This is a genomic window from Flavobacterium sp. (assembly GCF_035292545.1).
Taxonomy (GTDB): domain Bacteria; phylum Bacteroidota; class Bacteroidia; order Flavobacteriales; family Flavobacteriaceae; genus Flavobacterium.
Window position 1 is genome coordinate 126,641 of record NZ_DATDPV010000014.1, and the last position, 19,501, is coordinate 146,141.

At 36.2% G+C, this 19,501-nt stretch carries 17 protein-coding genes and 1 tRNA gene; 7 read left to right on the top strand and 11 right to left on the bottom strand.

The window, feature by feature from the left end:
* Positions 1 to 27 precede the first annotated feature (27 nt).
* Both VI621_RS02385 and VI621_RS02390 read left to right on the top strand, forming a co-directional pair.
* Positions 28 to 1,938, top strand: coding sequence for a S9 family peptidase (locus VI621_RS02385; protein ID WP_324216795.1), 1,911 nt, complete (start codon positions 28 to 30; stop codon positions 1,936 to 1,938).
* A 141-nt stretch (positions 1,939 to 2,079) separates the two neighbouring features.
* Positions 2,080 to 3,222 carry an aminopeptidase C gene (locus VI621_RS02390; protein ID WP_414655479.1) on the top strand — a complete coding sequence of 381 codons (1,143 nt, stop codon included), beginning with the start codon at positions 2,080 to 2,082 and terminating at the stop codon, positions 3,220 to 3,222.
* A 105-nt stretch (positions 3,223 to 3,327) separates the two neighbouring features.
* Here VI621_RS02390 and accC read toward each other — a convergent pair whose 3' ends face one another.
* The 7 genes from accC to VI621_RS02425 all read right to left on the bottom strand — a co-directional run bounded on the left by accC (position 3,328) and on the right by VI621_RS02425 (position 9,659).
* Positions 3,328 to 4,674, bottom strand: a complete 1,347-nt coding sequence (gene accC / locus VI621_RS02395) for an acetyl-CoA carboxylase biotin carboxylase subunit (protein WP_324216797.1) — start codon at positions 4,672 to 4,674, stop codon at positions 3,328 to 3,330.
* 92 nt (positions 4,675 to 4,766) lie between these two features.
* Positions 4,767 to 5,234, bottom strand: a complete 468-nt coding sequence (accB, locus tag VI621_RS02400; protein WP_324216798.1) for an acetyl-CoA carboxylase biotin carboxyl carrier protein — start codon at positions 5,232 to 5,234, stop codon at positions 4,767 to 4,769.
* Between the two features lie 21 nt (positions 5,235 to 5,255).
* A complete protein-coding gene (locus tag VI621_RS02405) occupies positions 5,256 to 6,254 on the bottom strand; it encodes a beta-ketoacyl-ACP synthase III (RefSeq protein ID WP_324216799.1) in 999 nt (332 codons plus the stop codon).
* A 166-nt stretch (positions 6,255 to 6,420) separates the two neighbouring features.
* Positions 6,421 to 6,615, bottom strand: a complete 195-nt coding sequence (gene rpmF / locus VI621_RS02410) for a 50S ribosomal protein L32 (protein ID WP_324216800.1) — start codon at positions 6,613 to 6,615, stop codon at positions 6,421 to 6,423.
* Positions 6,616 to 6,624: 9 nt separating this feature from the next.
* Positions 6,625 to 7,170 (bottom strand): DUF177 domain-containing protein, encoded by a 546-nt coding sequence (locus VI621_RS02415; protein ID WP_324216801.1) that lies wholly within the window; start codon positions 7,168 to 7,170, stop codon positions 6,625 to 6,627.
* A gap of 90 nt (positions 7,171 to 7,260) precedes the next feature.
* Positions 7,261 to 8,304, bottom strand: coding sequence for a 4-hydroxythreonine-4-phosphate dehydrogenase PdxA (gene pdxA / locus VI621_RS02420; protein ID WP_324216802.1), 1,044 nt, complete (start codon positions 8,302 to 8,304; stop codon positions 7,261 to 7,263).
* 89 nt (positions 8,305 to 8,393) lie between these two features.
* Entirely contained in the window at positions 8,394 to 9,659 is a 1,266-nt protein-coding gene (locus VI621_RS02425) for a T9SS type A sorting domain-containing protein (RefSeq protein ID WP_324216803.1), read from the bottom strand.
* 428 nt (positions 9,660 to 10,087) lie between these two features.
* Between VI621_RS02425 and VI621_RS02430 the strand changes: the two genes are divergently transcribed.
* Complete coding sequence (locus VI621_RS02430) at positions 10,088 to 10,675, top strand: riboflavin synthase (RefSeq protein ID WP_324216804.1); 588 nt, start codon at positions 10,088 to 10,090, stop codon at positions 10,673 to 10,675.
* A gap of 31 nt (positions 10,676 to 10,706) precedes the next feature.
* On the opposite strand, the gene VI621_RS02435 is transcribed toward VI621_RS02430, so the two are convergent.
* The 3 genes from VI621_RS02435 to mce form a co-directional block, all read right to left on the bottom strand.
* Entirely contained in the window at positions 10,707 to 10,883 is a 177-nt protein-coding gene (locus VI621_RS02435) for a PID-CTERM protein-sorting domain-containing protein (RefSeq protein ID WP_324216805.1), read from the bottom strand.
* 326 nt (positions 10,884 to 11,209) lie between these two features.
* Positions 11,210 to 11,283, bottom strand: a tRNA-Ile gene (locus VI621_RS02440).
* Between the two features lie 115 nt (positions 11,284 to 11,398).
* Positions 11,399 to 11,800, bottom strand: coding sequence for a methylmalonyl-CoA epimerase (gene mce, locus VI621_RS02445; protein WP_324216806.1), 402 nt, complete (start codon positions 11,798 to 11,800; stop codon positions 11,399 to 11,401).
* A gap of 206 nt (positions 11,801 to 12,006) precedes the next feature.
* Here mce and rbfA point away from each other — a divergent pair, with 206 nt between their 5' ends.
* Positions 12,007 to 12,399, top strand: a complete 393-nt coding sequence (gene rbfA, locus VI621_RS02450) for a 30S ribosome-binding factor RbfA (protein WP_324216807.1) — start codon at positions 12,007 to 12,009, stop codon at positions 12,397 to 12,399.
* Position 12,400: 1 nt separating this feature from the next.
* Entirely contained in the window at positions 12,401 to 13,600 is a 1,200-nt protein-coding gene (locus VI621_RS02455) for an ABC transporter permease (protein WP_324216808.1), read from the top strand.
* Here the strand turns inward: VI621_RS02455 and dusB are convergent, their stop codons facing one another.
* The gene (gene dusB / locus VI621_RS02460) at positions 13,601 to 14,593 is read right to left on the bottom strand and encodes a tRNA dihydrouridine synthase DusB (protein ID WP_324216809.1); all 993 of its coding nucleotides are present in this window, start codon (positions 14,591 to 14,593) and stop codon (positions 13,601 to 13,603) included.
* Between the two features lie 321 nt (positions 14,594 to 14,914).
* On the opposite strand from dusB, the gene lepA reads away from it, so the two are divergent.
* Positions 14,915 to 16,711, top strand: a complete 1,797-nt coding sequence (lepA, locus tag VI621_RS02465; RefSeq protein ID WP_324216810.1) for a translation elongation factor 4 — start codon at positions 14,915 to 14,917, stop codon at positions 16,709 to 16,711.
* Positions 16,712 to 16,918: 207 nt separating this feature from the next.
* The coding region (locus VI621_RS02470) for a choice-of-anchor L domain-containing protein (protein ID WP_324216811.1) at positions 16,919 to 19,501 on the top strand (2,583 nt) is incomplete at its 3' end.

Sequence of the window (19,501 nt, forward strand, 5' to 3'; positions counted from 1 at the left end):
TAAGACTTGAAAAAATTATTTATTACTATGAAGAAAATATTGTTTTTAACCATAACGATGATGAGTATAAACGCAGTTGTAGCACAAAATGTAATGTCTCCGGAATTGCTTTGGAAATTGGGAAGAGTAACTGCTCTAGGCATTTCTAAAGACGGAAAAAATATAGTCTATAAAGTTTCAACACCTTCGGTTGAAGAAAATAAATCGGATTCCAAGTATTATTCAATACCTGTTATTGGCGGAAAGGCGACCGAAGTTACCGATTACAAAACGCTTTTAAAAGACAAGAATGTTTCTCCAGACGGGAAATACACCGTTTATAATGAAGAAGTGAAAATCGATAAAGTTCACGGAAAAGATTTTTATCCGGAATTAGACAAATCTAATGTTCAAATTTATAACGGATTGAATTATCGTCATTGGGACACTTGGAACGAAGGAAAATTCAATCATATTTTTTATAAAGAAAGTAACGGGAATGACAAAGCAATTCCTGTAGATATTCTGAAAGGCGAAACATTCGATTCTCCACAAAAGCCTTTTGGCGGAGACGAAGATTATATCTGGTCGCCAGACAGTAAAAATATTTTATATGTATGCAAGAAAAAAACAGGAACGCAATATGCTATTTCTACCAATACTGATATTTACGAATACAATTTGGCTACCAGAAAAACCATTAACAGAACCGAAGGAAACTTAGGCTATGATACCGCGCCACAATTTTCTCCATCAGGAGATTTAACTTGGTTGCAAATGAAACGTGACGGTTATGAAGCGGATAAAAACGACATCATTGTTAGTTTCAAAGGCATGAACATGAACCTCACTGCCAACTGGGATGGTACTGCTGATAGTTTTATGTGGAGTGCTGATGGCAAAAAAGTTTATTTTATTGCGCCAATTGACGGAACCAAACAATTATTTGAAGTTAATTTTCCAGGTTTAACTAAAATTGCTATTACTGTTAAGCAAGTTACCAACGGTGAATTTGATGCAAATGACATTGTAGGTTTTTCTGAAAACAAAATTATTGTGACCAGAACCGACATGCATCATGCAACAGAATTATTTTCTTATGATTTGAAGAAAAAAACATGGAAACAATTGACAAACGTAAATACGGCAACCTATAAATCTTTGGCGTTAAGCAAATCAGAAAGAAGATATGTAACCACAACCGATGGCAAAAAAATGTTGGTTTGGGTTATTCTTCCTCCTAATTTTGATGCCAATAAAAAATATCCGACACTTTTATATTGCCAAGGCGGACCACAATCTCCATTGACACAATTTTTCTCCTTCCGTTGGAATTTATCTATGATGGCGGCACAAGGTTATATTATAGTGGCTCCAAACCGTCGCGGAATGCAAGGCCATGGTGTAGAATGGAACGAACAAATCAGTAAAGATTGGGGAGGACAAGTAATGGACGATTACCTTTCGGCCATTGACGATGTTGCTAAAGAAAAATATGTAGACAAATCAAGATTAGGCTGTATTGGGGCGAGTTATGGCGGTTATTCGGCATTTTATTTGGCTGGAATCCACAACAACCGATTTAAAACTTTTATCGCCCATGATGGTGTTTTCAATACACAAAGTATGTTTGGAACCACAGAAGAAGTTTTCTTCAATAACTGGGATTTTGGTGGTGCCTATTGGGAAAAAGACAATAAAGTAGCCAAAAAAACCTACACCACTTTTAATCCGGCAAGTCATGTAGAAAAATGGAATACGCCTATTTTAATCATTCAGGGCGGAAACGATTTTAGAGTACCCATCGGACAATCGCAAGAAGCATTTCAGGCGGCACAATTGCGCGGTATCAAAAGCAGATTTGTATATTTCCCGGAAGAAAACCATTGGGTCTTAAAACCACAAAACGCGCAAGTTTGGCAACGTGAATTTTTCAAATGGCTGAAAGAAACATTATAAGAAAATAAATTATTGTTAAAATTGAAACCGTAGTGTAACAATTTTGATATTTAACAAACCAATATATAAATCAAAAAACCAAAAAAAATGTATCAATGTAAAATAAGACCATTACTTATTGCTTCGGCATTATTTGTAGGTATGAGTGCCAGTCTCGCACAAGATAACTTAGTGAATTCCCTAAAAGTAAATGCCAGCGACAATAGCAAAGCGGCTTTTAAATTTACTGATGTAATCAATCTGGAAAATACTTCGGTAAAAAACCAAGGTTCATCAGGAACTTGTTGGAGTTATTCGGCCAATTCTTTCCTAGAATCTGAAATGATTCGAATGGGTAAAAAACCAGTCGAGCTTTCCCAAATTTTCTCAGCACGTAATGCTTATGTAGAAAAAGGAAGGATTTATGTTCGCATGCATGGTGCGGTAACTTTAGGTGACGGGGGAGCTTTTCATGATGTGATGAACATGTATAAAAAATATGGTGCTGTGCCACAAATGGTTTATACAGGTTTAAATTACGGAACTGATAAAAATAAATTTTCAGAAATGGCCGCAATAATGGAAGCCGTTTTGGCTGCAACAGTTAAAAATCCAAATGGAGAATTAACGCCAAACTGGGAAAAAGCTTATACTGCCGTAATCGATTCTTATTTAGGCGAAGTGCCAAAATCTTTCGAGTACAACGGAAAAAAATATACTCCGGAAACTTTTGCAAAAGAAGTAGTTGGCATTAATGCTAATGATTATTTAGAAATTTCTTCATTACAGGAATATCCTTATTATTCTAAATTCACTTTATTGGTTCCGGACAACTGGTCTTATGACCAAGTGTATAATGTAAAAATAAATGAACTTACTGAAATCATTGATAATGGATTGAAAAACGGCTATACTGTTGCTTGGGCCGGAGATGTAAGCGAAAAAAGTTTCAGCTGGAAAAATGGTGTCGCCTTTGTTCCTGAAAAAAAGCATGATACAATGACTGCCGAAGAAAAGGCCGACCTGTTTAACGGTCCTAAAAACGAAATGGTAGTAACTGAAGAAATGCGTCAAAAAGCATTTGATAATTACACCACAACGGATGATCACGGAATGCACATTGTAGGTATTTCAAAAGACCAAAGCGGTAAAGAATATTATATCGTAAAGAATTCCTGGGGAGCAACAAACGATTACAAAGGATATCTGTTTATGACCAAAGAGTTTGTAAAATACAAAACTACCGCAATCATGATTCATAAAAACGCGGTTCCAGCTGTAATAGCTAAAAAATTAGGCGTTTAATTTCTTCTTACTAATAGAAAAATCCCGAAGTTATTTTCGGGATTTTTTATTTATATTATCATCTAAAATTAAAAAGCCCCACTTTTCAGTGAGGCTTTTTTTATATTATACTGGATCGTTCATTTTAAAAGTATCCATAAACGCAGTAGTATAATCTCCCGCTACATAACGAGGATCATCCATTAATTGTCTGTGGAAAGGGATGGTAGTTTTAATACCTTCAATAACGAATTCATCCAAAGCTCTTTTCATTTTATTGATGGCCTCCTGACGTGTTTGCGCTGTTGTAATCAGCTTTGCAATCATCGAGTCATAATTAGGAGGAATGGAATACCCTGAGTAAACATGCGTGTCTAAACGCACACCATGTCCTCCTGGAGTATGCAAAGTCGTAATTTTTCCTGGTGAAGGACGGAAATCATTATATGGATCTTCGGCATTGATACGACATTCGATAGCATGCAATTGTGGCAAATAGTTTTTCCCTGAAATAGGAATCCCCGCTGCTACCATAATTTGCTCACGAATTAAATCATAATCAATAACTTGTTCTGTAATTGGATGCTCTACCTGAATACGGGTATTCATTTCCATGAAGTAGAAATTTCTGTGTTTATCAACCAAAAATTCTACCGTTCCTGCTCCTTCGTATTTAATATATTCTGCGGCTTTTACAGCAGCTTCACCCATTTTCAGACGTAATTCGTCAGTCATGAATGGAGATGGCGTTTCTTCCGTTAGTTTTTGGTGACGTCTTTGAACAGAGCAATCTCTTTCAGAAAGGTGACATGCTTTTCCGTAAGAATCTCCAACAATTTGGATTTCAATATGACGTGGTTCTTCGATTAGTTTCTCTAAGTACATTCCGTCATTTCCAAAAGCTGCAGCTGATTCCTGACGGGCATCTTCCCAAGCTTTCAATAAATCTTCTTCTTTCCAAACGGCACGCATTCCTTTTCCTCCACCACCTGCAGTTGCTTTTAGCATTACTGGATAACCGAATTCTTTAGAAAGTTGTTTTGCTTGTTCGTAAGATTCCAAAATTCCAACTGACCCTGGAACACAAGGAACACCAGCTTCTATCATAGTAGATTTCGCGGAAGCCTTATCTCCCATTCTGTCGATCATTTCTGGCGAAGCTCCGATAAATTTAATCCCGTGTTCCTGACAGATTTTAGAGAATTTTGAATTTTCAGAAAGAAAACCATAACCTGGATGTATGGCATCTGCATTAGTAATTTCTGCAGCTGCAATGATACTTGACATTTTCAAATAAGACAAGTTGCTCGGAGGCGGACCGATACAAACGGCTTCGTCAGCAAAACGAACATGAAGACTCTCAGCATCTGCCGTAGAATAAACTGCTACTGTCTTGATTCCCATTTCTTTGCAAGTCCTGATGATGCGAAGTGCAATCTCTCCTCTATTTGCAATTAATATTTTTTTAAACATCTGTTGAAAATTTAAATTTTGAATGATAAATTTTAAAATCTTTGAATGACAAACACTAATTCATCATCCAAAATTCACTATTTAAAATTTCTTTATGATGGATCTACTAGGAATAAAGGCTGATCAAATTCTACTGGTGACATATCATCAACAAGAATTTTTACAATTTTACCTGAAACTTCAGATTCAATTTCGTTGAATAATTTCATTGCTTCAATTACGCAAAGAACATCTCCTTTTCCGATTGTACTTCCAACTTCAACAAAAACAGGTTTGTCTGGAGATGGTTTTCTATAGAATGTTCCAATGATTGGAGATTTTATCGTAATATATTTTGAATTTTCATCAACTGGAGCAGCTACAGGAACCAATGCTTGTGTAGTGGCCACTTGAGGTAAAGCATGAGAAACCGGTGCTTGTTGCATATAAGTAATCTCTGGTGTATTCCCCTCTAAGGTTGTTCTGATGGTGATTTTTACGTCATCCATTTCCAGTTTTACTTCGGCAACTCCTGAATTTGCTACAAATTTGATTAGGTTTTGAATTTCTTTTAAATCCATAATATTTGTGTTTGGGTTAGTTTATTTTTTGTCGTACGCCCATTTCAGGTAAATAGATCCCCATGTGAATCCTCCACCAAATGCGGCAAATACTAAATTATCTCCTTTTTTGAATTTTTTCTCGAAATCGAACAGTAACAATGGTAGCGTTGCTGAAGTGGTGTTTCCGTATTTTTCAATATTGATTAACACTTTAGATTCATCCAAATCCATTCTGCTGGCTATAGCGTCTAGGATTCTTTTATTGGCTTGATGTGCAATTAACCAATCTACATTATCTTTAGTAAGATTATTTCGATCCATTATTTTTTCACTTACATCAGCCATTCCTTTAACTGCATATTTAAAAACCGTTTTTCCGTCTTGAAAAACATAATGCTGACGATTCTCCACAGTTTCTTTTGATGCTGGCAAAATAGAACCTCCGGCATCAATTTTTAAATAATCTCTTCCGATTCCATCAGATCTTAAAAATTCATCTTGAAGTCCAAGTCCTTCATAATTGGGTTCAAACAAAACTGCTCCTGCTCCATCTCCAAAAATAATACAAGTGGCTCGGTCGGTATAATCAATTATAGAAGACATTTTGTCGGCTCCAATCAATAATATTTTTTTGTATCGTCCTGCTTCAATGTAGGCTGAAGCGGTTGACATTCCGTATAAAAAACTGGAACATGCAGCCTGAAGGTCATAGGCAAATGCGTTTACGGCACCAATTTGTGTGGCAACAAAAACTGCTGTTGCTGCAACTGGCATGTCTGGCGTTGTGGTTGCCAACAATACTAAATCGATTTCTTTCGGGTCAATATTGCCTTTTTTTAATAAATCTTGCGCTGCTTTTATTGCAAGATAAGAAGTTCCTTTTCCTTCTCCTTTGAGAATCCTTCTTTCTTTGATTCCGGTACGGGAAGTAATCCATTCGTCGTTGGTTTCCACCATTGATTCCAGGAGTTTATTGGAGAGTACGAAATCTGGCACATAGCCTCCGACAGCAGTGATTGCGGCTGTGATTCTATTCATAGGGTTTGCTTATTTTCTTTCCTGATACTTGTATCGAAAAGTTGTTGAAATTACAAAAAAATTTCTAAACCTAAATGTTTTGAACGTGCTTATTTAGCACTAAAGTTTAAAGCAACAAAAAAAACTCTCACGTGGTGAGAGTTTATCTTTCGATTACTATAATGTATTATGCGACAGCAACTTGCTTGTCAATAACAACTTGTCCTCTATAGTACATTTTACCTTCATGCCAGTAAGCTCTGTGGTATAAATGCGCTTCTCCTGTTATAGGACATGTTGCGATTTGAGCAACTGTAGCTTTATAATGTGTTCTTCTCTTATCTCTTCTTGTTTTCGAGATTTTTCTCTTTGGATGTGCCATTTTACTATATTATTTATCCGTTAATAGTTTCTTTAATTCGTCCCACCGTGGGTCAATATTTTCGTCTTCTTTACTTTTTTCTACTTTTTCTTCTTCAACTCTTAATTCATTCAGCTTTTTGAGTGCTTCGGAATCCAAAGTCCCATCTTTTACCCCTGGATGAACTCTTCTCAGAGGGATTGACAAAACAATCATCTCGTAAATGATTTGTGAGATGTCTATTTGATGTTCCCCGTGAGGCAAAATCAACAATTCATCATTATCATCATTATAAGCCTCTCCAAATTGAACGATTAATTTGACATTCCCTTTTATTGGTAAATCAAACATTTCGCTAGTCAGGTCACAAGGTACATGAACTGTTCCTTTGTGCTTTAAATTCAGCTCCAGTAATGTGCTTTTTTTATCCAAAACCACATTAACCTTGATGTCTGAACTTTCAAAATCATCATAATCAAAGCTGTCAAAAAAAGCTTTATTTATTTGATATTCAAACTGGTGTTTCCCTAACTTTAATCCTACAAAAGGAATTAAAAATTCATTTAACTGTTTCATCCTAACAACAATTTGTCCCGAAACTTCGGGGTGCAAAGATATAAAATTATCGTAATATCAAAAGCGTTATCAACATTTTTTTGTTTACAACTACTTTTCTTTTGTTTTTAGTGGCTTTTTACTGATCTCAGCGTACTCATTTCTGGAATTATAGATGTCTAATGCCAAAAAAACTGCTTCTTTAAATGAATTGTAATCTGCAATTCCTTTTCCGGCGATATCATAAGCAGTTCCATGATCTGGTGATGTTCTGATTTTATTTAAACCCGCTGTATAATTTACTCCTTTCCCAAAAGACAAGGTCTTAAATGGAATTAACCCCTGATCGTGATAGGTTGCAATAACCGCATCAAATTTTTCATATTGATTGCTTCCAAAAAAACCATCGGCGGCATAAGGTCCGAAAACCATTGTTCCTTTTTCGAATAATTTTTTGATGGTTGGTTTTATAATCTCTTCATCTTCCTTACCAATAACGCCGTTATCCCCTGCATGAGGATTGAATCCTAAAACGGCAATTTTTGGTTTGTTAATGCTGAAATCTTGAATTAAGGATTGTTTTACGGTTTCGATTTTTCGCTTGATTAAATCTTCTGTAAGATGAGAAGCAACTTCATTCACCGGAACATGGTCAGTCAGCAAACCCACTCTCAAGTTGTCTTGAACCATCAGCATCAATGCATTTCCTTCTAATTCCTGATCTAAATAATCGGTATGTCCCGGAAATTTAAATTCCTCTGATTGAATATTGTATTTATTTATTGGTGCCGTTACCAAAACATCTATTTGTCCTTCTTTCAAAGCTTTTGTTGCCGCCACAAAGGATTTTATAGCATATTTACCAACTTTCTCATCATTGACACCAAAATTCAAATCGATTCCTTCTTTCCAAACATTCAGTACATTTATTTTTCCCGGAAGAATCTGATCTAATTTATCAATTCCGTGAAGTACTGCAGTCGATTCGAAGTTCTTTTTTACAAAAGAAAGTATTTTTACATTGGCAAAAATAACTGGTGTACAGAATTCTAACATTCGAGAATCTTCGAAAGTTTTCAGTATAACTTCGCTTCCAATACCGTTTAAATCTCCGATTGAAATTCCAACGATTATATTTTCTGCTTTTTTCACCATGGTTATTTATTGCTAATTTTGAAGTGCAAATTTAGTAAAATAAACTCCTAACTTTCACCAATAACTCTGAAAGTAATCTTAAGTTATCGTTATTTTATAATTTTTACAGATTGTCTTCCGGTATTGGTATGGAAGTTTATTATGTAAGTTCCGCTAGGGTAAGAAAAATCAAAGGTGTAATTTTTTGTAGACATAGTGTCTATTGTATCTCTCATTAGTTTCTTTATTAATTGACCGGAACTGGAATATAATTCAATAACGACATGATCGCTCGCTAAAAAATCTATTTTTATGTTCAGTTTGTCTTTAACTGGGTTTGGAGATATTTTAATATCCAACGGTACTCTTGCGTGTTCCTCAAAGTCAGCTACAGATAAATTTGGATCACTATATTTATATATGGTTGTGCCGGAAGCATAGGCAATGTTGCCTACAAAAAATATCCTGTTTAAATTACTTCCTACGCCAGTATTAACCCAAGTATCACCTCCGTTTATGGTTTCGTAAAACCCAGTATTATGGCCACCCATCCATCCATGATTTTCAGAAACAAACCCAACTGCCTGAATATCTACCTCCGGAGCAACTTTCGAAATCCAGTTCAACCCCCCATCGACAGATTTCACCAACCTTCCCGGGTTTGGAGAAACCGATTCTACTGACCCGAAAATTACATTTGTATTACCCGACAAAACCTGAAGTTTCCATACCATTTGGCCCGGAATATATCCGTTGTACAAAGTGGCCCATGTAAGGCCTCCGTCAATTGTTTTTAAAATTACCGCCCCATTTGCATTCTTCCCGGAAACAAACCCTACGTTTTCATTTATAAAGTATATTTCGACTAATGCGCTGGCATAAGCAGCCATATTAATATATTGCCAAGTGTTTCCGCTGTCTGTGGATTTTATAATATAAGCCGGAGAAAAGTAGGCACCGCAACCATAAATCGTAGAAGTCCCCACAGCATCTAAACCACAAATAGCAGCAGGATTAGTTGAAAAATTAGTTACAAGACTCCAAGTGGTTCCACCGTTTACAGTTTTATAAAATTTTCCATTCAGAGTTCCTAAAAACCCAATATTTTCATTGAGAAATTCGATGTTTCTAAAATAATGACTGCCTCCTAGAGTCGCGCCGGTTACTTGCTGAATCCATGTTGCGCCACCATCTGTTGTTTTATATACTGCTGCGTAATATCCATTGGCCGCCCACCCTAGATTTTCATTAAGAAAAAAAACATCGTCAAAACGCTGTCCATTCAAATTAGCTGCTATAGAAGGAATAGGCGTCCAGGCAAACTGGGCAGATAAGGAAGATGAAATTAATACTAAAAGAAGGTAAAGATTTTTCATAAAACTATTTCAATTATGCAAATTTAAGGTGTGGGATCTCAAAAGGATCAGATTCCGTAATTTTACGTCAAAAGTAATCAAAAAATATCTAAGTGTTTGGCAGACTACGCTTCTTACTAAATTTAAAAAAAATTCGTATAAATTTTTTTATTAAAAAAACTTGTATTGCATTATTTATGATTCGCAAACCGATACTATACTTCGCAGTCTTAATAGTACATTAAAATATCCCAATTCAATATTACTGTCTATTTCATTACCATAGTCGAATCCGACCATGCCATTTTACTTCTTAGACTTAAAAAAAAGAGAGCCAATTGACCCGTAATTTTTTTATTATAATAAAGAACCAATTATCTTTTTAGTTTTAAAAGTATATTAGTATTATTCATTTTTATAAATTATTTTTGTTGTTAAACTTTAAAAGTATGTTTACTGGAATTATTGAAACACTGGGAACAATTAAACTAATTGTAAAAGAAAAAGAGAACCTGCACATTACTTTAGAATCATCAATCACCAATGAATTAAAAATAGACCAAAGCGTCGCTCATAACGGAGTCTGCTTAACGGTAGTCTCTATTGCTCAAGACAATTATACGGTTACAGCCATAAAAGAAACTATCGATAAAACGAATTTAGGCGAGTGGAAAACCGGCGACATAGTGAATCTGGAGAGAGCCATGAAACTTGGCGACAGACTTGACGGACATATTGTTCAAGGTCATGTGGATCAAATTGGAATTTGCAAATCAATAAAAGAAGCCGGTGGCAGTTGGTATTATACATTTGAATACGATCCTGAGTTAAACAATCTTACTATAGAAAAAGGATCAATAACTATCAATGGAGTAAGTTTAACAGTAGTAAATTCTTTGAAAAATGAATTTAGCGTGGCAATAATTCCGTATACTTATGAACACACCAATTTTAAAAATTTTGAAATTGAAACAAAAATAAATTTAGAATTTGATGTTGTAGGAAAATATGTGTCTAAATTATATTCCTTAAGATAAGTAACTATCGTATCAATAAAAAAAATCCAGTCTAGACTGGATTTTTTTTATTGATATTAAACTGATATAATTTATAAAGACCGTATGTTATTGATGTAAGCAACAAAAGAACAATTCCCCCGTCAACCGGGAGTCCAGGCGGCGGCGGCGGCAATGGTGGTGGTGGCCCTCCGGGAGCAGCATAGCCAAATGCGCATGTAAATAACATGAACAAAGTAATTAAAATATTATTAAACGCAATTTTCATAGTGTGCAAAAGTAAATAAAAATTCTTTTTTACAAAAAAAAATAACAAAAAAATCAAAATTATAGCAAAATTTAACAAAATACTGCCGTTAAACGATAATTTCCCTCACTTAAACCGATTTTAATTTTGAATGGGGTTTTTCTAAAATCAAATCATAACAAATTTACAATTTGTTCCTGAATTTAATGCAATATAAAATATTATATAACATAAAGTTGCTTCTTGAATTAAATTTTTATTTTTCAAGAAAAAGAAAAAGCCCTTCAATTGCTTGAAAGGCTTTTTTGTGGTCCCACCTGGGCTCGAACCAGGGACCACCTGATTATGAGTCAGGTGCTCTAACCAGCTGAGCTATAGGACCGGTTATGAGGTTGCAATATTACTACTATTTTTGGTTCACTCCAAATGTTTTTTGCTTTTTAGCTTCATCTATTTTCGGGATATTTGATTATTAGATTATTACAGTCAGAATCAGACTACTTTATTTCCTGACACAACTCTATCAAAACGCCATTCGTACTTTTGGGATGAAGAAAAGCCACTAATTTATTGTCGGCTCCTTTTTTGGGAATTTCGTTTAGAACGATAAATCCTTCTGACTTTAAACGGGCAATTTCTGAGATGATATCTTCAACATCAAAAGCGATGTGATGAATACCTTCTCCTTTTTTTTCTATGAATTTTGCGATGGGACTTTCCGGATTTGTGGCTTCCAAAAGTTCTATTTTATTGGGACCATTCATGAAGAACGAAGTTTTTACGCCTTCACTGGCAACTTCTTCTTGTTTATAGGATGGTGCTCCGAAGAGTTTTTCGAAAACTAAATTGGATACTTCTAAATCTTTTACGGCTATTCCTATATGTTCTATTTTTCTCATTGTTTTTTATTTCAAAAATTTAAAAGTATGCGGACAATTCCTCTTTTAGCCCTGATGGGAGCGGTATCCTTTTTCTTTTTGCTGTCAAAAAGAAAAAGATATAGCGGACAGCAGGAATAGGATAAATAGAGAAGCCCAAGCTTTTCGCTCCTTAATATTTATACAAAGATAAAAACTTTGAAACTTAAAAATCGTATTTTTGCGCCATGGAAACAAATAGACAGAAAAAAATAGGCGGGGTAATCCAAAAAGATTTGGTGGATATTCTGCAAGGTGAAGTGAGAAAAAACGGAGTTTCAAATTTAGTGATTTCGGTATCCAAGGTTAGCGTGACGACAGATTTGTCTGTAGCGACAGTACATTTAAGCATTTTCCCTCAGGAAAAAGCAGCCGAAACTTTGGCAGGAATTAAATCGAATACCAAATTAATCAAACACGATTTATCGCAAAGGGTACGTTTGCAATTGCGTAAAGTGCCGAATTTGACTTTCTTTATTGATGACTCTTTGGATTATATCCAAAAGATTGATGATGCCTTGGCATCGAAAGAAAATCCGATTGAAAACCGTGATCTTTTAGAAAAAAGAAGAAAAACATAATTTGAATTTTCCCTTTTACATAGCCAAACGCTACCTGAAAAGCGCCAGCAAGAACAATGCGATAAATATTATCAACGGCATTGCTTCGCTTGGAATTATTGTGGGCTCGATGGCTTTGTTTGTGGTTTTGTCGGTTTTTAGCGGCTTGGTCAACTTCAGTTTGTCGTTTAGCAATGACTTTGATCCGGATTTGAAAATCAGCAGTACTTTAGGAAAATCTTTTACCGTTTCGCCGCAGCAGGAAACTGCTATTAGAGGCATTGAAGGCGTTTCGGCTTCCAGTAAAATTATCGAAGAACGTGTGCTTTTTATGTTTAACGGAAAAGAGCAGGTTACTTATTTGAAAGGCGTGGACAGTCTTTATAAACAAGTAAACGATATTAAAAAAACCATTTACCAAGGGCAATGGTTCGCTCCGAACACCGCTCAGGTTGTGGTTGGATACGGAATTACCCAGAAATTATCTTTAGGATTATTGGACTTTAATAATCCTTTTGAAGTCTTTGTTCCGAAATCGGGCAAAGGAACTATCGACAGTCCGGAACAGGCTTTTAGCAAATCGGAATTATTTCCCGTGGGCGTTTATGCGATTAGCGAAGAATTGGATTCTAAATATGTGTTTGCCGATTTGGGATTAACGCAGGAATTACTGGAATTCAAACCCAATCAGATTTCGGGAATTGAATTGAAATTAAAACCCAACGCTGACGAAGGTAAAATCACTGAGCAGCTTCAAACTATTTTCAACAATAAAATCACTATCAAAAACAGAGCGCAGCTTAATGATTCGCTATATAAAATGCTGAATACCGAAAATATTGCCGTTTATTTAATATTTACTTTGGTGATTATCATTGCGCTGTTCAACCTGATTGGCGCGTTGATTATGATGATTCTGGACAAAAAGAACAATTTAAAAACACTTTACAATCTAGGAACGGAAGTAAAGGATTTGCGAAAAATATTTTTGTTTCAAGGGACTTTATTGAGTGTTTTGGGTGGAATTTTAGGATTGATTTTAGGGATTATTGTCGTTTTAATCCAACAGCAATTCAAACTGGTCATGATAACGGAGTCACTTGCCTACCCCGTAATTTTTTCCTTTAAGAATGTTTTTATTGTTCTGGCAACGATAGTTTCGTTAGGATTTATTGCTTCATTGATTGCCAGCAGTCGGGTAAGTAAGAAATTGTTGGAGTAATTACACAAACTGATAATCAAAATAAACTTCCTCGATTTCATTTAAAATATTGAACAACCCTTGTGCCTCATCGGTGGTTACCAATCTTTGTTTGTATTCTTTAAATCCACGAATTCCTTTAAAATAATTGGTGTAATGACGGCGCATTTCCACAATTCCCAATCGTTCGCCTTTCCATTCCATGGACCAGGTTAAATGATTTCGAGCTGCTTCCACTCTGTCAATAATGGTTGGTGCGGCAAGATGTTCTCCGGTTTTGAAGTAATGCTTGATTTCATTGAAAATCCAAGGATAACCAATAGCAGCACGGCCAATCATCATTCCGTCCAGGCCGAAACGATTTTTATATTCCAATGCTTTTTCGGGACTGTCGATATCGCCATTACCAAAAATAGGCATGGTGATTCTGGGGTTGTTTTTTATTCTTTCGATGTGAGTCCAATCGGAATGGCCTTTATACATTTGGGCTCTGGTTCTGGCATGAACCGTCAAAGCCTGAACTCCAATGTCCTGTAAACGCTCGGCAACCTCATCAATATTTATGGAATTTTCGTCCCAACCCAAACGGGTTTTTACCGTTACGGGAAGATGCGTGCTTCGGATTACGGCTTTTGTTAAACGCACCATTAAATCGACATCTTTCAAAACTCCGGCACCAGCACCTTTGCAGACTACTTTTTTTACGGGACAACCAAAATTAATATCCACTAAATCAGGATTTACAGCTTCAACAATTTTGGCGGAAAGTGCCATTGCTTCTTCGTCCCCCCCGAAAATTTGTATTCCAACTGGGCGTTCGTAATCGAAAATGTCTAATTTTTGTCGGCTTTTTACTGCATCACGAATTAACCCTTCCGAAGAAATGAATTCCGAGTACATTAAATCAGCACCGTGCGCTTTGCACAATCTACGAAATGGCGGATCGCTCACGTCTTCCATAGGCGCTAAAAGTAAAGGGAAATCGGGTAATTCTATGTTGCCAATCTTGACCATCTTCTTGATTTTGGCGCAAATTTACGGTTTTTAGACGAATACGATGGAAAGGAAAAGTTAAAAGCACTCTTTTTAAACCCGTTACTTTGCGAAATTGGCTCTTTGAAACTTGTGAATTTAAACTATCTTTGCGGATTAATGAATTACCTTTTAGCGGTTGCATGAAGGATTACTTCACTAAACTTTTATTTTAATAGGAGTTCAGTGAATTTCATTTGCAGTGGAAATCCTTTTTCTTTTTTTCTTAAAAAAAGGAAAAGATTGCAACGGAAAGCCCGTTCGCTGAGGCGAACACGTCCAGAAAAATTGACAGATACGATTATGAAACATATTAGAAATTTTTGCATTATTGCCCACATTGATCACGGAAAAAGTACGCTTGCGGATCGATTATTAGGCGCAACACAAACCGTTACGGCCCGTGAAGAAAAGGCACAATTGCTGGACAACATGGACTTAGAACGCGAACGCGGGATTACCATTAAGAGTCACGCGATTCAGATGGAATACACTTATAAAGGACAGGAATATATCCTGAATTTGATTGATACTCCCGGACACGTGGATTTCTCGTATGAAGTTTCCCGTTCTATTGCGGCTTGCGAAGGTGCGCTTTTGATTGTGGATGCGGCTCAAAGCATTCAGGCACAAACGATTTCAAATTTATATTTGGCTTTGGAGAATGACCTGGAAATTATTCCGGTTTTGAACAAAGTCGATTTGCCAAGTGCCAATCCAGAAGAAGTGAGCGATGATATCGTAGATTTATTGGGTTGCAAATTGGAAGAGATTATTCATGCTTCGGGCAAAACCGGTTTGGGTGTGGAAAATATTTTGGCAGCCATTATCGAAAGAATTCCTCCTCCAAAAGGAAATATAGACGAGCCATTGCAAGCTTTGATTTTCGATTCCCATTACAATCCGTTTCGTGGTATTGAAGTTATTTTCCGTGTTATAAACGGTCAAATAAAAAAAGGACAGAAAATCAAGTTCATGGCTACCGGAAATGAATATTTTGCGGATGAAATTGGTACATTAAAACTGAATCAGGTTCCGAAACAAGTGATTTCGGCAGGTGATGTTGGTTATTTGATTTCCGGAATTAAAGAAGCAAAAGAAGTAAAAGTAGGAGATACGCTGACAGATGCAAAAACGCCGACAACCAATATGGTTAAAGGTTTTGAAGATGTAAAACCAATGGTTTTCGCCGGTATTTATCCTGTTGACACTGAAGATTACGAGGAGTTGAGAAACTCGATGGAAAAACTACAGCTGAATGATGCTTCCTTAGTGTTTATCCCGGAAAGTTCTGCTGCTTTAGGTTTTGGTTTCCGTTGTGGATTTTTAGGAATGTTACACATGGAAATCATTCAGGAACGTTTAGAACGCGAGTTCAACATGACTGTAATCACTACGGTTCCTAACGTTTCTTATTTGGCTTACACCAAAAAAAATCCTGAAACACCGATAGTGGTTAACAACCCAACCGATTTACCGGAACCATCAAAACTGGATCATGTAGAGGAGCCTTTTATAAAAGCCACTATTATTACCAAAGCTGATTTTGTAGGGAATGTAATGTCGTTGTGTATAGAAAAACGGGGTCAAATCACGAATCAAACTTATTTGACTACGGATCGTGTTGAATTAAATTTTGATATGCCTTTGGCGGAAATAGTATTTGATTTTTATGACCGTTTGAAAACCGTTTCAAAAGGATATGCTTCGTTTGATTATGCTCCTATTGGTTTGCGAACTTCCAACTTGGTTAAAGTTGATATTTTATTGAATGCTACAATCGTAGATGCATTGTCTTTATTGATTCACGTTGATAATGCTTATCACATTGGTAAAAAAATGTGTGAGAAATTGAAAGAATTGATACCGCGTCAGCAATTTGATATTCCGATTCAGGCAGCGATTGGTGTGAAAGTAATTTCACGCGAAACCATCAAAGCCTTGCGTAAAGACGTTACCGCAAAATGTTATGGTGGTGATATTTCCCGTAAACGTAAATTATTGGAAAAACAGAAAAAAGGTAAAAAACGTATGCGTCAGGTTGGAAACGTTGAGATTCCTCAAGAGGCATTTATGGCCGTTTTGAAATTGAACGATTAAATTATTTTTTGAATTTATATATTAAACCTGATAATTCTGTTATCAGGTTTTTTTATGTTTTTTAAAATAACTTAAAGTAACAGCAAAATCAAAAACAAAACCTTAAGTTTACAATTAAGTATAATCTTTTATTTTTAAAACCTGAAGTGTTAAAAACCTTAAAAAATTACTTCAAATTTTGTAATTTTAGTTATATAATGATGAGTTATGAGAAATCCCCTGTCTCTGCTTTTGTTACTATTTTCGACTATTTCGTTTTCACAAGGAATCGTAGTTGACACCACTTCTTTGACCGTTCCGCAACTGATTCAGAATGTATTATTGCAAAACTCTTGCTTCAATGAAACGAATTTCCAGTTTTCCTCACATAGAGGCATTGGACAATTTACTAATACCAACGCTGGTTTTCCTTTACCAAATGGAATCATTCTCCGAAATGGGATTGCAAAACACACTGAGGGACCGTACACAGGACTCAATGAAAGCAGTCAAATAACCACTTCCGGAGATGCAGATTTACAAATCATCAGCAATAACAACGGTCAATCCGGAGCAATAACAGACGTTGCTTTTCTTCAATTTGATTTTACTCCTTTATCAAGTAATTTCAGTTTCGATTTCCTGTTTGCTTCTAATGAATACGGCCAATACCAATGTGGTTTTAGTGATGTTTTTGCTTTTCTGTTAACTGATTTAACAACCGGAGTAACAACCAATCTTGCTGTAATTCCCGGAACGGCTATCCCTGTTTCTGTTAAAAACATTCGTGATGCCACCTATAATTCCTCCTGCGTATCTGAAAATGCCAATTTATTCTCTCGTTATAATGTTAATAATCCAGTTATTTCCGCTATAAATATGCGGGGTGAAACTGTACTCCTGACAGCAACATCGCCGGTTATTCCCAATCGGACCTATCGAATAAAATTAGCCATTGGCGATTATAATGACAGTAATTTTGATTCGGCAGTTTTTATTAAAGGCGGAAGTTTTACCACTACAACCAATCTAGGTCCTGACAAAACGATTTGTCAAGGTGAAAGTATTCTTCTCGATAGTGGACTTGGACCTCAATTTAATCATGTCTGGACATTCAATGGAAATCCGATTCCCGGAGAAACCAACACCACATTAACAGTGACTCAAGCAGGAACTTATGGTGTAACAGCTACACTTCCTGCCTCCGGTTGTATTATTACTGATGAAATTGTTATTTCCGAACTACAAACCAATATTCCTAACAATTTAACCGTTTGCAACACTGGCGCACCTACCTATCAATACGATTTAACACAAAACAATCTTGTTACTTTAGGTGTGAATCCTGCAGATTATTCCATTATATATTTTGCTTCTTTAGCTAGTGCTAATGCCAATGGACCACAAATTCCTGTTGGGCAAGTATCGAATTATACAAGTACCGGAAATCAAACTATCTATATTAAATTTATGCATATTACAAACGGAAATTCAATATGCATGAATTTGCTTTCGTTTAATTTGATAGTAAATGCGCCTGTTAATGCTACAACCCCACTTACTTTAAATTTTTGCAATAATAGTTCCGGCACCGTAACCGCAGATTTGACAGTTCAATCCCAAATAATTCTAAACGGGCAAAACCCTGCCAATTATACTATTTCTTATTTCACATCCCAATCTGACGCTCAAAACAATACTAATGCAATGGGGAGTCCAAATGCATTTACAATAACGATGGCACAATCGCCACAAACGATTTGGGTCAGAATGGAAGATATTTCAAACCCATCTTGTTTTGATGTTGTCAATTTTGCTGTTGTAGTTTCTCCTCAGCCTCTGGTAGATGATATTGCTGATGTTATTGAATGCAACAATTACACCTTACCCGTGATTACCAATGGCAATTATTACACCGGACCGAATGGAACAGGAATCATGCTGAATGCTGGTGACATAATAGATACAGGCGGTATTTATTACATTTATAGCAGTCCTGTTGCGCCCAACAACTGCTCGAATCAAAATACCTTTGTTTTAACTTTTATTGATGAATTAATTTTTGAAGATACCGGTTGTGGACAATTTATGATAACAATAACGCCAGATGGAAATTTCTTTACCGGACCAAGCGGGACAGGCAATGTACTTCCTGCAGGAACCATTTTAACTACCAACCAAACTATTTATTTTTATTCCGTTATAAATAATGTAGTCTGCAGAGATGAAGCAATTCCGATAACGATTTTTCCTTTACCTCCTGTAGATAATCCTGCTGATGTGGTCACTTGTAATTCTTATACATTACCTGCCTTAACAAACGGAAATTATTTTACAGGTTCTGGAGGTTCGGGAACGCCATTAAGTGCAGGCGATGTGCTTACCATTAGCCAGGATATTTATGTTTATGCCGATGACGGAACTTGTACTGATCAGAATTTGTTTAGAGTGGACATTGTGGACACTGCAATTTACCAACCGATTTCTTCCTGTGGAAGTTATATTTTACCGGCGATTCCGTTTGGCAATTATTACAATCAAACTCTTGGCGGGGGAACTATTATTCCTGCCGGGACTGTGATTACGACTTCGCAAACCGTCTATTATTATGCCGCTACGACAACTTCGCCTAATTGTACTGATAATTTAAGTTATCCAATAACAATAAATCCGTTGCCACTTGTAGACACTCCTGCCGATCGTTTGGAATGCCAAAGCTACACTTTGCCTGCATTAAATAATGGGAATTATTTCACAGACACCAATGGTGGTGGAACGCCTTTAAATGCTGGTGACATCATTACAACCACT

What these genes read in the sequence shown, in the direction of transcription:
- VI621_RS02385 (WP_324216795.1), top strand. Translation starts at nt 28, where the DNA reads ATGAAGAAAATATTGTTTTTAACCATAACGATGATGAGTATAAACGCA.
- VI621_RS02390 (WP_414655479.1), top strand. Translation starts at nt 2,080, where the DNA reads ATGAGTGCCAGTCTCGCACAAGATAACTTAGTGAATTCCCTAAAAGTA.
- accC (WP_324216797.1), bottom strand. Translation starts at nt 4,674, where the DNA reads ATGTTTAAAAAAATATTAATTGCAAATAGAGGAGAGATTGCACTTCGC.
- accB (WP_324216798.1), bottom strand. Translation starts at nt 5,234, where the DNA reads ATGGATTTAAAAGAAATTCAAAACCTAATCAAATTTGTAGCAAATTCA.
- VI621_RS02405 (WP_324216799.1), bottom strand. Translation starts at nt 6,254, where the DNA reads ATGAATAGAATCACAGCCGCAATCACTGCTGTCGGAGGCTATGTGCCA.
- rpmF (WP_324216800.1), bottom strand. Translation starts at nt 6,615, where the DNA reads ATGGCACATCCAAAGAGAAAAATCTCGAAAACAAGAAGAGATAAGAGA.
- VI621_RS02415 (WP_324216801.1), bottom strand. Translation starts at nt 7,170, where the DNA reads ATGAAACAGTTAAATGAATTTTTAATTCCTTTTGTAGGATTAAAGTTA.
- pdxA (WP_324216802.1), bottom strand. Translation starts at nt 8,304, where the DNA reads ATGGTGAAAAAAGCAGAAAATATAATCGTTGGAATTTCAATCGGAGAT.
- VI621_RS02425 (WP_324216803.1), bottom strand. Translation starts at nt 9,659, where the DNA reads ATGAAAAATCTTTACCTTCTTTTAGTATTAATTTCATCTTCCTTATCT.
- VI621_RS02430 (WP_324216804.1), top strand. Translation starts at nt 10,088, where the DNA reads ATGTTTACTGGAATTATTGAAACACTGGGAACAATTAAACTAATTGTA.
- VI621_RS02435 (WP_324216805.1), bottom strand. Translation starts at nt 10,883, where the DNA reads ATGTTATTTACATGCGCATTTGGCTATGCTGCTCCCGGAGGGCCACCA.
- mce (WP_324216806.1), bottom strand. Translation starts at nt 11,800, where the DNA reads ATGAGAAAAATAGAACATATAGGAATAGCCGTAAAAGATTTAGAAGTA.
- rbfA (WP_324216807.1), top strand. Translation starts at nt 12,007, where the DNA reads ATGGAAACAAATAGACAGAAAAAAATAGGCGGGGTAATCCAAAAAGAT.
- dusB (WP_324216809.1), bottom strand. Translation starts at nt 14,593, where the DNA reads ATGGTCAAGATTGGCAACATAGAATTACCCGATTTCCCTTTACTTTTA.
- lepA (WP_324216810.1), top strand. Translation starts at nt 14,915, where the DNA reads ATGAAACATATTAGAAATTTTTGCATTATTGCCCACATTGATCACGGA.